Genomic DNA, 16,225 nt, shown 5'->3' with positions numbered 1-16,225 from the left:
ATCTTACCGCGGCGGCGAGTCGCCAGCTGAGCTTGAGCAAGAGAGCCAGTACGGCTGGCTGGCAAAGTCGCATGATCCGATTGAGCGTGGCGGCTGTTTCGATAGACTGAAGCATGGCGTCCGTTCCAAGTGCGTGAAATGTTTAAGCCAAAACCCGCATTTGGCCACGGACGCCACTTTTCACCAATCCCGATCCAGCGTAACTGAAGTGGCCACGCAAATGTCGTGCTACTAGGCCTCAATCAAGCGAGGGTGAATTGCGCTTTTGAACTATTTTCGCGGCTGCATCGGGACGGACCGGTGGCCCGGTTTGTCGCTTGCTCGTGATGGTGGTTCGCATGGCACGTGTGCTTTTGGGTTAGGCGTTGCGGCGGACCGAAGCATCCAGACTTCGGCTTCGAGGGTGGTTCGTCAACAACGCAGTGGTCGGCGAACGTGGTCGTGCAGCGTCATCAGCAGTTCCACGCTCGGTCGATACGTCAATAGTCGAAAGATGCGACGTCGTGAGGAGCGGATGACCTGAGCAGGGATCAGCATCAACGAGTTCAAGTACGTCCAGAACTCCATTCGCATGATTTGGTGACGCGTTTCGCGGCGGATTCGTCGCTGACTTTCGTTCCCCTTCACCTGGATCAGCATCCCGCTCCACAGTTTCAATGTCCAGGCCAACGACGCGAACACCATGTACGCGAGATTGCTCTCGAGGCTGTCCAGGGGAGCACTCAGTGCGCCGCTGGCTTTAAGCTGGCTGATCGTGTTCTCTTGATCACAGCGTTTGTTGCTCGCACGGATGATCTCGCGAGCCGGCGCCGCGCTGGACGATTCATTGCTGATGTAAAAGAAGTACTTCTCTTCGGAGAACAGCAGTTGCTGGCCGCTGGTTACATCGATGTCTTTCCGAACGACAACCATCCGGTACGATTGTTCGCACGCCGTGGGCCGATACTCGAACTCGGCGTAGCTCTCACCGCAGAGTCGCTTGTTCTTGTAGCCATTTGCGATCACGATGGCTTCTTTGACTTTCGGACGATTGGCCCGTGTCGTTTTATCCGGCGCCGCTGCCGAGGACCGATTCAGTCGTTTCCATGCGTTTTTCGGCAAGGAATCGGCGATCTTGCAAAGATTCGGATGGGCCGAGTAACCAAGGACGAACTTCACTCCCGATTCATCCCAGCGATCCAATTGTTCAGTGGAAGAGAATGCCGTGTCGCCACGAAGAACGATCTTTCGGAAGCCCGCCTTCTTGAATTGTTCGATCGCGAGGTCGTAGAAGAACGCCGAGTCTTGTTCGCTGACTTGGTTGCCAGGGCGATTGTGGATGTAAAGCAGTTCTTGGGTTTCGGCGAGCGTGACAACCAGCGGATGATAGCCCCACTTCCCTTTGTAACTGATTCCGATGCCCTCTTTCTTCTCTGCGGCAGTTTCCACGATCGTGCCGTCCGCTTCGATCGTCGCGCAATCGAAGAAGTCCTCATCTTGCTGCTTCCACACCGTTTGGCGGACGCGGTTGATCGCTTGCATCACCTCAATCAACTGCACGTGGCTGAACCGACGACAGAAGTCGCCAGCGGTCGTCGGATCAGGGATGCGTTGTGCCCCAAGAGCATCGAGATAGGCTTCATCGTTGCGTCGGTGTTCGATGTGATCGAGGCATGTCCCACCTGCAAGCAAGTTGAGCGCAATATTGAAGATGTGATCTGCTTCGTCGTAGGGCAGGTGAAGCTTGAGCACACTTGCCGCGCGGTTGAGTTCGTCACGCAACCTGAGCGTTTTGATGAGTTGGATGATTGCCGCGAGTCCACCGCAAGCGATGCCCTGCTGCTTCTGGGCGAGTTCCATCTTCGTATTCAGCGGCCGAATCATGGGAGACTGCCACTTCCCATGCTGAACTGAAATCCGGCGTAGCAGTTTGCGTTTGCGTTTTCGCAGTTGCCGACGTACTTTGGCGTTCACTCGAAACCCTCCGTTGAGTGAGTGTCTTGAAGTCTTAGTAACCTCCAATACACCTGCAAAACGCCGAGGGTTTTCGAGTTTCTTTTGATTTCCTAAGTCAGGCTCTCGCTTGATCGAGGACTAGGCTGACTGCACCCCTTCTGGGTACCTACGTAGTGACAGAGGTTGCCAGTACACAAGCCGCGACTAGCAACAAACGCTTAAGACTTTCGGATAGAGCGGTTCTTCTGCTTACTGAAGCACGAACGCTAAAAGAAATTCGCAAGACTTGAAGAAGCACGCCTCGATGTGTTCTGCTACATTGAGAACGTCCACAACGCACTCGCATCCATGGATCCGAACTGTTCGAGCAGAATTTTCATCTGAAGCAAGTGGGATCGTCTAACCCGTCAGGTGTCCAATTTCAGTGGGCTTGGGCATTGCTGCTTCGGTACACTTTTACCTAATGGCAGAGTGAACTGCGAAAGAACACTATCTAGACGTTCCAGTAGGCCGCTCGAGTCCGAATTCCAAGTTGGCAAATGATGGATGATGAAAAAAGAATAACCACCTGCAACCGCGTGGCGTATGAAAAAGCTGCGGACAACTATTTTGCAGGAACGAAAGAACTATTTGACGATGATGTCAGGGACTTTTGTAGGCGACTGCTACTCACGAGCGTCAAAGGTTCTGACATCGTGGAGATCGGATGCGGTCCCGGTCACGATGCTGAAAAGATGAGACGTACGGGGATGAACGTATTGGCGACCGACTACTGCCAACCTCTCCTTAACATTGCGCAAATGCAATACCCCGATCTAAACACGACAAGGATGGATGTTACCAAGATTGGCCTGAATGAGAATTCTTGTGACGGAGTATTCGGATATGGGGTATTCCACCACGTACCACCTTCCCTAGCGGCAGCAACGACACAACGAATTCACGATATCTTGCGTCCGCGAGGCGTTCTCGTCATGTGTCTTTTGGGGTCGACGCAATTTGACAGGCGAATTGTCGCAAATTGGGGCGAGATACCGAACAATCCCCTGCAATTCGAGTACTTCACTCCCGACCAAATCGAATCCTATTTACGGCAGGCGGGCTTTGCTTCGGTCGAGTTCTTTCGCGAAAGTTGTGCCGCATATGACAACGCGCCGGAGTTTCGTGTGCACAAGATCTTTGCGTTTCAAGTTCGTGCGATGAAGGGAAGTAATTAGTGTGGACGAGATTGCACAGAGGTTATCGAAGCTTACTCCTGAAAAACGCGCGTTGTATTTCAAACGCTTACACCAATTGTCCGTTCAGCAGACTTCGGTTCGTCCGCGAGACCCGGGCCAATCAATTCCCTTGTCATTCGCTCAGCAGCGACTGTGGACATTGGGATTGAACACCGAGAGCGAGCGAGCCCTCCATTTAGCGTGCCGCGCCCAGGTTCGCGGAGCGCTGAACCGAGAATCTCTTGAGGTTGCGTTCCGCCAATGGACTCAGCGACACGAAGTCTTGAGAACAGCGATTCTGTGCCGGGGTATCGATCCTATTCAAGTCCCGCTCGCCGAATCGCCCGAAACCGTGCGTTGGGAAGATTTTTCCGGACTTGGCTCCGAGGACTCCGAACGTCTGGACGGCTTTTGTGCCGAGGAGATCGACCGCCCATTCGATTTGGAGAATGGAGAAACAGTTCGCATGTCAGCGATTCGGCTGGGTCCTGACGAGTTTGAAATTGTTATCGTGATTCACCACCTTGTATCCGATGAGATATCGATGGTCATCGCCCTTGGTGAACTAAGCCATTTGTATGAGGCTCACTCAAGCAAGAAACAGGAATCGCTCCCACAGCTTCCAATTCAATTTGCAGACTTTACTTTGTGGGAACGCGACAACGTTACCTCGCATCGTGCGGACGACGCAACGAAGTTCTGGCGATCAGAACTCAACGGGTATGCGCCCCAAACAGAGCAACTCGGACAACGGGTCAAGGAATTCTGCCGCCGAGAGTTTGAATTCTCCATTGCCCAATCGAATCAAATCCGCGACTTGGCACGGGAGCTCTCGACAACTCCTTTCATTATTGCCTTATCTTCCTTCGCAGTCGCCCTTTCCTCGGTTAGCGGACGCCAAGATCGCCTAATTGGAACGCTAATATCGAACCGCAATGCCCAAACCGAAGGACTGGTTGGCTGCTTTCACAACCTGATTCCCATTCGCGTTCGCGTTCAGAATCACCCTAAGGTTGATTTTCAATCCGTCGTAAGACAGATTCGCGATTCCTTGCTATCTGCCGCGCATCTTCGTGATGTTCCCATTGAAGCAGTGGTTGAAGACGTCCCACAGCTCCTGAGCGATCTTTCCTGGATGCGATTGCTGTTTCTGCAGCGTGAAGTCAGGTCGGCCACTGATCGTTTTGCATCCATGAACATGGAGATTCGCGAAGTAGAGAATCCCTTCACAACCGCCGATTTGCAAGGCTCACTCGTCACGGGACTCGATCAATTCAGAATTGTGTTGCAACACAACGAATCGCTGTTTTCGGTTCACGATGTCACTCAAATTGAACACGATATGCGTTGCATGATCGAGCGATTGCTTACGAGTCAAACCAAACGCGCATATTCGTCCAGCGTTCTTGTTCATCACAACGAACGCGTCGTCAAGAGCGACAAAACGTTCTTCTTTCAAGGATTCCACGATCAAATCCTCCGTCAAGCGCAAGACCGTGGTGACGAAGTCGCGATCGAAACACCGCGGAGCCAACTAGAATATCGCGACCTCAGGGCACGAATTGGACGAATCGCAGGTGCCCTGTCGCGAGAGAGAATTCAGGCGGAAGAGGCTGTTGCCGTGTGCCTCCCTCCTTGCGAGGCTTTGCCGATTGCTTTGCTCGGTGTCATCGTAGCTGGTGGAACGGCAGTTCCCTTAAATCACGAGGATCCTCCTCAACGTCTAAGAAAGCACATCGAGGCGTCCGACGCCAAATTCATTGTCGCCGCGCGTGATGACCTGCTGTCGTCGGTTACAAAAGGCCTGAAACTAATTGACCCGAGCGAAATCATTGAACCAAGATTCTGTTCCGATGATGAAAGATGCTCGCGTGAATTGATACACTCCATTACGCTGCCGGGGCAGGTCGCGTTTCTGATGTTTACGTCCGGATCGACCGGTGATTCGAAGGGCGTGATGGTCACACACGGTGCGATTAGCAATCTACTCAAATCCATTGCGAAATTCGTGCTACCGAAACCCAGCGACGCAGTACTCGCGATAAGCCCGGCAAGTTTTGACATCTCACTTCTCGAGTACTTCTTGCCACTGTGGGCGGGGGCACGAGTGGTGATCGCTCCATCAACCGACCGAGCCGACTCGGCCCGGCTCATTGATCTAATACACACCAAAAGAGTCACGATCGTCCAAGCCACACCGGTCGGATGGCGTCTTTTGATTGAGGGAGAACAACGCCTCCCTGACGGCTTGCGAATTCTCTGTGGCGGCGATGCACTTTCGGTCGATCTCGCCAAAACGCTTGCCGGCGCCGGAACGGCTTGGAATGTTTATGGACCGACCGAGGCAACCGTTTGGACAAGTTACTCCGACCTCACGACGGATGTGGGCGACGATGTTTCCATCGGTTGCCCACTCCACGACACTCGGCTGATCGTGGTCAACGACGACTTGCAAGAATGCGCTAACGGAACGATCGGAGAGCTGTGCATTGGCGGCGTTGGGCTGGCACGTGGTTATTTCGACAGACCCGACTTGACCGCCGCAGCTTTCGTTCCAGATCCGAATCCAGAGTTTGCCGGACAAAGGCTGTACCGAACCGGGGATCTCGCAAGACGCGATGCAAACAACAGAATTGTGGTGCTGGGGCGATCCGATAGCCAGGTGAAGGTGAGAGGATATCGCATTGAGTTGCGAGAGATCGAAGCCGCACTCGAATCCCATCATGACGTCGAAACTGCGGTTGTCTTGACTTACGTTGACGCCTCTGAACTTCCCGCACTCGTTGCGTACGTCACTTCATCGGCCTCGGCAAAGCAGTTGCAAGAGCACATTTCAACAATCCTTCCACAGTATATGGTTCCCAGCCGGATCCAAACGGTCTCCAGATTTCCATTGACGACTCATGGAAAAATCGATCGAAAGGAACTCTCAAAATGGACCGAGAGAGAGGGTGAGTCTGCTTCTCCACCAGCCACGTCGACGGAAAAGTTGTTGTGCGAAATTTGGACTGATGTCTTGAAGGTCTCTTCGCTGGGAATTCACGACAACTTTTTCATGATGGGCGGGCATTCGTTGTTAGCCGCCCGCATCATGACTCGCATTCAGGCCACGCTCGGGCTGAAGGTCCCGGTTCGAGTTCTCTTTGATTTCCCAACGATTCAGTCGCTGGCAAATGAGCTGGAGAGTATTGGAGTCAAAGAAGACAGCCCCAGCAGTCCACGAAGACGCTGGGATACGCTGCGCGACCTTTCATTTAATCAACAGGAACTCTTGCGTGCAGTCGAAGCGTTTTCCGAACCGTGTTTTTGCAACATCAACGCCATCGTCAAGCTGTCCGGGCCAATCGAGTACGACGTGGTTTCCGAGAGTTGCAAGTCCATTCTCCAAAGGCACGACATTCTGAGAAGCCGAGTTATCAACAAAGACGACGCACCCAAGCTGCAACTTTCCGGAGTACCGGATACCCCCGTGGAGTTCATCGACCTATCTTTGTTCCCGCCTTCGATACGCGAGATGGAATGCAACCGCACCATTCAGTGGTACTCGGAACAGGCCATCGATGTGACGGACTCGTTGCCCATACGGTTTGTCCTGCTCAAAATTGACGCTATTACGCATGTATTTATCCTCGTTGTCCATCATTTCGTGGCAGATGGTTGGTCACTGAACGTCATCGGCCAGGAACTGATCGATTCATACCTGGCCTTGGTGAATCACGAACGCGTTCGTCTTCCGAAAATTCCCTTCCAATATGCGGATTACGCGTCCTGGGAACATGAACACTTTGACACGGTCATTTTCCCAAATGTATCCTGGTGGCGCGACAAGCTCGAAAACAACCTCTGCACGATGCGATTTGGAAACCGAGTTCCATCTGACGTCGCCGAACAGTTTTCCGTTTCCAGGCATGTGCATTCGCTGTGTACTGGATTGACGGACCGAATTCAACGAACAGCAAAGAGCAAACGTTGGACGGTGGCGCAGATGATTGTCGCCGGCATCTGCCACGCGACACGTGACTACACCGAAGAAGGAATTGTCACAGTGGGAACAGTAATGGATGGCAGAACGATTCCCGGATTAGACCGCGTTATCGGCCCATTCTCCAATCCAGTCATCCTTCGGGTTGACACTAATGATTGCGGCCCTTCCGAATTGGTTTTGCGAACTCGGGAGGAGATGCTGAGCGCGGAGGAGCATCAACTTGCGCCAATTGGCTTGGTTGCTTCGAGCTTGGAGGGTAGTGCGGGATTCGATTTACAGAACTTAGCTCCGATCATGTTTGTGTTTCAAAGTTTCGAGCATTGGGAAAGAGGACTCCGAGAAGAATCGTTGCATGCTGAATGGGCTGGCCAATCGCTCGACGTCCCAAGCTACGTGCCTACTTTTACAAAAATTTGGTTTGAAGTGCTCGATCTCAAACCGGATCTTCAATTGATCGTTGACTACAAAACGGCCGATTTAGAGAACTCTCGTGTACGCCGAATTGTGGAATCACTGGAGCATTCCTTGGAAGATTTGCTCGCGGAGATAGGCAATATACCAAATTCGTAACCACCGCTCACGCCATTGCAGCATAGATCAGCCGATTTCCCTGGTAAGGTGCTCTGCAGTGGGCTGTCATGATGTTGTCGACAAGCAATAGGTCGCCTGTTTGCCACTCGATGTTAACACTGTTGACCAGATATGCCTGGCGAATCTGATCGATGGTCTTCGCATCAATCTCACCGCCATCGCCATAAAACGAATTGGTTGGAAGATACTCGACGCCCAACTGTTCCTCCAGCATTGCGCGTATATCAGGATCAAGACTTGTCCTGTGGAAAAAGCACGCGTGATTGAACCAGCACTTTTCGCCGGTAACTGGGTGCACAATGATTGGATCGCGAATCGCTCTTGTTTGAAGATGCACGTTCGACAACCATTGAAACGTCATCGATTCGCGACGGCAATGCGCTTCGATTTGCGCTTTGTCGTCCGTACAAAATGACTCTTGCCAGGACATCCCAACCCCCGGCTGAAAGTTTCGCACGTACATCCATTTACGTTCTTCAAATCTCAAACGGATTGACTCCGGTATTCGGCCTAACATTTGGTCGGTACGCACGAGCCCCGTCTGTCCGCCGCCTTCGGCTGGTCTCGCACAATAAAATGCGATAAACGTTGGAAACTCTCTTCGATAAGAGCTTTCGTTGTGGAAAGGAATGCGTCGATCCGGCGGATAGTCAGTCGACGTGTAGACGTTTTCAAATACTTTCGTTCGAGGGGATGACCTGCCTTCATACTTGAGTGTCCTACTGCAAACCGTGATCATCCAATCATGAAATTCGGAAGCAGCCTGATTTGTAAAGCCGCGAAAGATGATTGCACCATGTTCTTTCAATTTCGCATGAATCCAATTTCGATTCGAAGCAAACCACTCGAGACCGCCGGGAAACGTGGACTCGACGACGAAAACGAAGCCCTGGCTGTCGCACTCCTGATAATGATGCTCGGTTGGCTCAGCTTGCGAGGGACGTCGTCGGAAAGCGTCAGGCGAGGCGAGACTTTGATTAACGTTCTTCTTCATGATCAGCACCAGAGGATTGAGGGGCGCCGGCTCTCTTTTGAACATGCTTTTGTAACAAGGCACGAGCACAAGAATCCAGACGTTCGAGTGATTTCTGCTCTCGCCGGCGCACATGACCCAGCACAAGACTTCGAAGGCGTTCACCGGTCGCCGCCACATCGGCTAGACTCGTTTCCAACAAGAAGCGAAAGGACTCCAGCAATTCGCTGACCAAATCGCCTTCAAGGAACTCTGCGTCGAATGTTGCCACCAGTTGAGTTTGACCGCCATTGTCGAATACATCGACGAGCAAGTCCCACTTCGGTTCAACGCATACGAATCGAGGATGAAACGAGACTCCCGCAGCGTGTCGGACCGACATCGATATTGGTTGTTGTACGAACTTGACGTTGAAGAGCGTTGCGCCCTGTGGTCTCGACGCAGCAACGTGTCTGAGCACCAATTCATAGGGAACCTCCGCGTGTTCGATACTCTTCGACAATGAACGCCGAAACTTGCCGAACGAATCCTCGTAAGTATCTTCCCAATCTAGCTCGTGTCGAATCGGCATCTGATTGGTGAAACATCCAACTGTATCCTGGTTGCCCGGCTGACGAGCAACATCCGTCCCTACGACAAGATCACGTTCTTCTGTGTAGAATGAAAGTAGTTGAAAGAAACTGTGTAACATCACGGCGAAGGAAGAAGCGTGATTTGCTTGAGCGTATTCTGTCGCGCGAGCACTAAGCGAAAGACTCAATTCTTGCGTTCGATACTCCCCGTTCGATTCCGCATCAGCGTGCCTTTCTTGTGTTTCGGCACTAACGCGATTCGTCGCCGCCAGACACGGATTCTTCGCCAACGGAATATCTCGAAATTCACTTAGTCTCTGTTGCCACCAATTTAGGTCGGAATTCCAATCACCTCTTTCAAACTTCCTGCGATCAGCGGCCAATCGATCCAACTCGCAGTAGTTGGGCTCGCAGGTTGCTCGGGTGGATCTGCCATTGACTATACACTCATACGTTTCGCAGAGATCGTTGAGTAGCACTTGCATCGACCATCCGTCAGCAACGATGTGATGCACGACGATCAGAACGTCAAACCGTGAGGGCGAATGTTGAACGACCGAGACACCAAACAGGCATCCTGTCTCCAGATCATTCAGACTTTCCAATTGGTTGTCGATCCATCCTCGAAAATCAACCTCCTCACCGCGACACATCACAATTCGATTCGGAGTTGGGTTGTCGATAATCTCAAACGAAAGACTGCCCGAATCATTGCAAAAGCGCGAACGCAACGCAGGATAAAGCCGGTCAAGATGCTGCACGCTACGTTCTAGGGAGGTGAGGTCCAACTCACCCTCGCACTCCAACAACACGGGTATCTGAAAACCGCTGTTCGAGGCCCGCCCAGAATTGATGGCGATCCAAATTCCCTCTTGCGACAACGAGGCCTCAAAACGCCCGCCCTCTTTCGTTTGAATCTGATGCCCTGGATCATATTGATCCCAGTTATCCGATTTCTGTGTAATGGAGGCGCATTCTGCAAGATCGTTGCACCCATACAAGTCTTTGATCGATACGTCGGCTCCCAATTCCGATTTCAACCTAGCAGACACACGCATCAACTCGAGCGAATTACCGCCGAGTTGAAAGAAGTTGTCCTCACGACCCACAAATTCAAGTCCCAACACCTCTTTCCAGATGCGCGCCACCACCTGCTCAGTCCCCGACGCCGGCTGCGCAACGGTTCGCTCGGACAACAACTTAGTTGGGTCCGGTAGATTGCTACGATCAATTTTCCCCGATGCAAGCCTTGGAAGTTGATCGAGAAAGATGACTGCGGGTACGACCGACGTAAGGTGCTCGCGATAGTGATGGTTGATTGCGTTGACCGATAATGATGGATCGGATTTCACAACAAAGACGACGATCTGCTGGTGTTCGCCGGCCTTGTTTTGATAAAGGACTGCCGCAACATCCGAAACGCCCACGTGACTTCGCAAAACTCGTTCGACCTCCTCGAGCTCGATTCGAACACCTAGGACCTTCACCTGCCGGTCCGACCTTCCAAGGTAAGCAATCTCGCCGCTGGGCAAGGTTCGAGCGATGTCGCCGGTTCGATACATCCGAGAGCCGGGCCGTCCGAAGGGATCGGGAACGAATCGCTCAGCCGTCAAATCGGGCTGGTTGAAGTAGCCACGCGCAACAGCAACACCGCCAATGCACAGTTCCCCATGGCCCCCCGGAGCGACGGGAACCAAATCGTCCAGAACGCAAAGGGTTACATTGTCGATGGCGCGCCCGATCGGAATGGGCGGTTGTTCGGGAAACACATAGCGATGGGCAGACACGTCAATAGTAGCTTCGGTTGGCCCATACAAGTTTACGATGTCGACGCTTGGAAGTCTTTCGTGAAGCAACTCACACGCTCGATTAGTTAATTCTTCTCCACTACAGATCAGGACGCGAAGCCTTGGCAAGCGACAACTAGCCGGAATGTCGTGGAGAAACTCGGATAGAAGTGTAGGGACAAAGTGCACAATCGAGACGGCTTGTGCCTCTATCAGAGAACAGAGTTCGCGAGGATTCTTGTGCGCATCGGGCAATGCGATGACTAACCTCGCACCGCTAATCAACGGCAAAAGCAATTCCCACACGGATACGTCGAACGTCATGGGTGTCTTGTGCAATATATGATCATCTCTTGTGACCACGTACTCTGCCTTCATCCACAGCAGGCGGTTTGTCAATGATTCATGGTTGATCATGACGCCCTTAGGCTGACCGGTCGTGCCTGATGTAAATATTGTGTAAGCAAGTGACTGCTGCGTGATCGTAGTTGATTTCGTGAAAGCTCCACCCTCTGCCAACAGGTCTGCCAACTCAATAATCTTGGTTTCCGGTGATAAGCTGCCATCATGCAAGTTCATACCGCACAACTCGTCCTGTGCGTTAGTGACGAGTAATCTCGGGCGCAGACGACATGCGATTTCGCGCAGTCGAGCTGGAGGCGTGTCCGGGCTGACCGGAACGTAGACTCCACCAGCTCGCATGATTCCAAGAATGATCGCCGGCAATTCCAGGCATCTCTGGATACACACGATCACAGGATCTTCGCGATTCAATTCCAAGGAAATCAAGTTGGAAGAAACGTGATTTGCCATCTCCCGAACGTCCGCAAACGTCTGAGTAGCATTCCCGCACGTGACGGCAGTATGCTGCGGGATTTGATCCGCCTGAGACTCGAACAGCTCAACAACCGACAAGTCGGAGCCATCAAACCTGGTGTTGGCACCTGTATCAATCACGGGTTCACACGTCCATGAAAGAGGTGGCTGGTGGCCCTCCTTAAAATGCGAAACCGATTCGATACTCGCCAGCAGCAATGATTCGATCTCAAGAACCGTCGACTCACTGAATTGGAATCCATTGGCATTGATCTCGAGTTCAATGTCATCAGATCTAGGATCAACGGAAAAGCTGATGGTCAATGGGAAGCTTGTCACTTCATGCGGCTTATAGTCCAGGAGTTCAACGCGGTTTAGAGATTGGCTCTGTTGATAAATGTGATAGTCGGTGAAATAGAATAGCACGTCCGAGATGGGATGCTGACAGAACTGCCTGATAATTGAGTTTGGACATCGACGATGCGGAAGAAAGTCGCACTCGGCACGATAGACCTGCTCGATCAACCGTTTCCAAGACCGATCGACTTGCAATCGAACGGGAACGCTATTGATGAAGAGCCCCAGGACACGGTCGCCGTCTTCGACCTCCTGACGTCCACTAGCGACCACAAAGGTCGTGACGTCACGCTTTCCCGACAGCTCGGACATGGCTCGAAAATGCGCGCTAAGTAACACGGACTTCAATGGAACGGCCATTTCGCGGGCGATTGATCGAAGTCGAATAGTATGCTGTCGTGGCAACTTCGAATTGCGCGTGATGGATCTGCGACCCGCTGGGGGACGCATGAAATGGTACTGGTTGAGCTGAAAGTACTCGCAACCGTCAACGACTCCTTTCCAGTAGCCCAACGCAGTATCGGACCTCGATGCTTCCAGCTCCAACTTCACAAAGTCGCGAAACGAACATACTGGTGACGAGATTCGAAGTGGCTTGCCTTCCAGTCGATTCAGATAATCGGAAAACAACTCCGTCAGCATTGTCGCATCGCTCCAACCATCGATGATTGCATGATGGAAGCTGAGCAAGAACTGAAACTGATCCTCCCCTCGACGATGAATCTTGAAACGGATGAGTGGCAACTTATCGACATCAAAGCCGGTCTTTCTCTCTTCGGCGATGGCTCCGTCGATGACAACACCTTGCTTTTGGGGCGAAATAGAGCGAATGTCTTCGACAGTAAGCGAGTCAGGAGAGTTTTTGTGGATGAGCACTAGCGGCGCATTGTGGTTGCCGAAGTCAAACGAAGCACGCAATATCGGATGCCGCGAGATCAATCCGTTGAGCGCCTGACGAAATGTTGGCTCGTCAAACGGTGCGGCAAGGTGAAAGCTAAAAATATCATGATAAACGGCTTCGTCGCGATCGAGTCGATTGTGAAAAACCATTCCCTGTTGAGTGAACGAGGCAGGAAAGGCATCCTCGATTTCCTCCGGCAAATTTGGATGCTCGTTTGCGTCGATCAGGTCAAACGGCAACGTCGACTCAATTTGCTCGTTCCCCGCTCGTAGCGTTCTCGCAAGTTCACGGAGGACCGGCGTTTGGTACAAGTTTTCGGTGGAAAGACTTAGACCGCGTTTACGTGCGAGTGTCGCGACCTGTACTGCGCGAATCGAGTCACCACCCAGACGAAAGAAGTCCGCGCCAGAGTCGATCTCTTCTGTTCCCAGGACTTGCGCCCACAGAGAAGCAAGTACCTCTTCGACACCTCGCGGCGGATGGCTTCGCTGTGCATCGGAACCCGACTGCTCGATGAGTTGAGCCCGATTCACTTTGCCACTGACGGTGTAAGGAATCGAATCAACAACGTGCAATTCGTTCGGAATCATGAAATCGAGCAGAACTTCTCCGAGCAACTCGCGAAGCTTCGCATCCCGATGGACCTCACGATGTTTGAGAACAACGTAGGCTGCCAATGAAACTTCAGATTCTCCATTGCCTTTGGCAACGACTGCAACATCTGCAATCGCATCGAGTTGGCGAATTGAATACTCAACATCGGAAACACTGACGCGATGCCCTCGCACCTTCATCTGATCGTCGATTCGACCGCAAAACTCGATCTGCCCGTCAGGACGCTTGCGAGCCAGGTCGCCGGACTTGTAGATCCGCTGGCCGCTACGCCTGGGGTGCGGTACAAATCGAATCGCAGTTAGCGCAGGATCTCCTAAGTACCCTCGCGCGAGCGCATTGCCGGCAATGTACAGGTCTCCCGTTATCCCCACTGGAAGTGGATTGAGATCCTGATCCAAAATGAAGATCTCGCAACCATCCATCGCCGTGCCGATTGGTATTTTCTCGAGTCGAGCCGAAACCTCAAAGAGCGAACAACCAACGGTCGATTCGGTAGGACCATACTCATTGATGATCTTGCATTTGGGATACTCGGCCCGCCACTCCGAGATATCTGCCCCAAGCAACCCTTCACCGCCAAGTATCAAAGTGTGGACCGACTTGAAGGCAGGGCAGTTTGCGATTGCTCCGGTGAGTGCTCGGAGATGACTGGGGGTCATTTTCAAAACGCCGAATTTAGATTTACAGCGAGTGAGAGCGTTTAAGCGATCGATCCCCGTTCCACTCGGCAGGCACTCTACTGACCCTCCGGTAACCAAAGGTCCTAGGTACGAGGTAATGGTCAGGTCCGCGGATATCGATGTATGGAGAACGGAGCTCTTGTTCGAGTGACCAAAGTAATGGCGTTCAGCGTTTCCGAGGTACTGCAACAGACTTCGATGCGAGACCCCAACTCCTTTTGGTCGACCAGACGATCCCGAGGTGAACAGACAATAGGCCAGGTTTCTTCCTTTTGCATTCTGCTCGACCTCGCGCACTAAGACGCTGCTGGGAATGTCACTTAAACATTGGACAATCGTTGCTGCGTTAGAAAATCCCTCGTATGCCGAATCGCTTGTCAAGATGAACGCAGGCTTGAGTTGTTTTTCGATCGCATTGATGAAGCTCGGCGGTGACTCGTCAGATATCGGAACAAATGCTCCACCTGCACACATCACAGCAAGGGCTGCGGTAACAAATTCCGCGCTATCCAAATGACAAAGTACGACAAACTGTTCCAAACACAATCCATTGTCGACTAACCACCCAGCGATACAGCGCACGCGAACATCAAGTTCCTCAAAGCTGATGGATTGATCGCCAGATGACAATGCAACACGTTGTCCCCCAAGTTGCACTTGCGCATGAAAGGCGTCGTAGACATTCGTGACAAATTGTCCGCCCAAAGAGACGCCGTCGCTCGAGGTTAGGTGGGCATGCTCTTGATCGAACTGATTGGGCGAGCAAAGGCCGATGGATTGCACGGCGCGAAGCGGTGATTTCAAACTGGCTCCGAGGAACGTCTTAAACACACCTGAAATTGATGCAACCAGCCCAACGTCCAGCTTGGATCGATCGAATTGGATCGCGCCAAGTATCCCGCTTTCGCTTTGGGCACACTTTAAAGCAATCTTGAATTGCGATGGCGAGTCGGACAATTCTTCAAGTTGCCACCTGCGCGACTTGACGACTTCCTCTCCTGTCCGTTCTCGGTAAGCAAAGCCGATATCGCTTCCGGGGAGTTCAAAGATGGGATTGTCGAACTTCTTCTGAAGCTGAAGAGCCACTCGCTCAACATAATCAGAGAAATCGCTGTCGGGAGAAGAAACCGACACGTTAAGGTAGCGCGCTATCGGCCCAACACAGCCCAATAGCTCCGGAAATATCCGACCATCATCAAATACAGAACAAATCAGCGGGTCGGTCTCGACAAATCTTGAAAGTGCTGCGCACCAAGCCGAGACAAGGATATCCTCGACGTCGACATGTTGGATATCTTCGCGACGACAAACAAGTCCGATCGAATAAGTTTGCGGATCGTCGCCCACACCCTTTGATTCTATTTCGAACGGCAAGCGAAATGTGCGTCGAGATGATTTGCTGAATTCCTTCCGATCGCCTCCAAGCTGCCACTCTGCGAATTGGGCGTACTGCAGGGCAGGAGGAGGAATGGGGCCTGGGCTCTCGTATTCGTCGACAATCTCTGAAAACAGAACACGCAGCGAGGCAGCGTCACAGCAGATCGCCGGTAGCTCGAGATCCACACGGTGTATCCCGTCGTGAGACTCTGCTTCCTGGTAAGTGAGTGTAATACAACGGTGTTCTTGCGTGACTGTCTGCAGCGGCCATCCCGAAGACTCGGCGAGGTCAAACCTTGACGTCAGAATCTCGTGACGCTGGCAAACGGCGTCAACCGCCGCCTCTAGCCGAGCACCATCAAGCAATCCGTTAACCAATATGCGCATACGCATCGGCACGTCTCCAAGTAACAACTCGG

General features: G+C 52.3%; 5 protein-coding genes. 2 read left to right on the top strand and 3 right to left on the bottom strand.

The window, feature by feature from the left end; translation table 11 throughout:
- Window positions 1–411: 411 nt before the first annotated feature.
- Window positions 412–1,839 (bottom strand): IS1380 family transposase, encoded by a 1,428-nt coding sequence (locus tag Enr8_RS03065; RefSeq protein WP_186767404.1) that lies wholly within the window; start codon window positions 1,837–1,839, stop codon window positions 412–414.
- Between the two features lie 638 nt (window positions 1,840–2,477).
- On the opposite strand from Enr8_RS03065, the gene Enr8_RS03060 reads away from it, so the two are divergent.
- Window positions 2,478–3,152, top strand: a complete 675-nt coding sequence (locus Enr8_RS03060; RefSeq protein ID WP_186767403.1) for a class I SAM-dependent methyltransferase — start codon at window positions 2,478–2,480, stop codon at window positions 3,150–3,152.
- Window position 3,153: 1 nt separating this feature from the next.
- A complete protein-coding gene (locus tag Enr8_RS03055) occupies window positions 3,154–7,707 on the top strand; it encodes a non-ribosomal peptide synthetase (RefSeq protein WP_146429142.1) in 4,554 nt (1,517 codons plus the stop codon).
- Window positions 7,708–7,714: 7 nt separating this feature from the next.
- On the opposite strand, the gene Enr8_RS03050 is transcribed toward Enr8_RS03055, so the two are convergent.
- Together Enr8_RS03050 and Enr8_RS03045 are read right to left on the bottom strand one after the other, a co-directional pair.
- On the bottom strand, window positions 7,715–8,722 hold the full coding sequence (locus Enr8_RS03050) for a TauD/TfdA family dioxygenase (protein ID WP_186767402.1): 1,008 nt from the start codon (window positions 8,720–8,722) through the stop codon (window positions 7,715–7,717).
- Window positions 8,706–16,199: a non-ribosomal peptide synthetase gene (locus tag Enr8_RS03045; protein WP_146429140.1), complete on the bottom strand. Its 7,494-nt coding sequence runs from the start codon at window positions 16,197–16,199 to the stop codon at window positions 8,706–8,708. Before Enr8_RS03045 ends, Enr8_RS03050 begins: the two co-directional genes overlap by 17 nt.
- Window positions 16,200–16,225: the final 26 nt, after the last annotated feature.

Origin of the sequence: Blastopirellula retiformator, from assembly GCF_007859755.1 — a bacterium.
Classification (GTDB): domain Bacteria; phylum Planctomycetota; class Planctomycetia; order Pirellulales; family Pirellulaceae; genus Blastopirellula; species Blastopirellula retiformator.
Note: the sequence above shows the minus strand (reverse complement) of the source record. Positions and strands in the feature narration are given on the sequence as shown.

Bases quoted from the DNA above. Each gene is read 5' to 3' on its own strand.
- Enr8_RS03065 (WP_186767404.1), bottom strand. From the start codon at position 1,839: ATGGAACTCGCCCAGAAGCAGCAGGGCATCGCTTGCGGTGGACTCGCG.
- Enr8_RS03045 (WP_146429140.1), bottom strand. From the start codon at position 16,199: ATGCGTATGCGCATATTGGTTAACGGATTGCTTGATGGTGCTCGGCTA.
- Enr8_RS03050 (WP_186767402.1), bottom strand. From the start codon at position 8,722: ATGAAGAAGAACGTTAATCAAAGTCTCGCCTCGCCTGACGCTTTCCGA.
- Enr8_RS03060 (WP_186767403.1), top strand. From the start codon at position 2,478: ATGGATGATGAAAAAAGAATAACCACCTGCAACCGCGTGGCGTATGAA.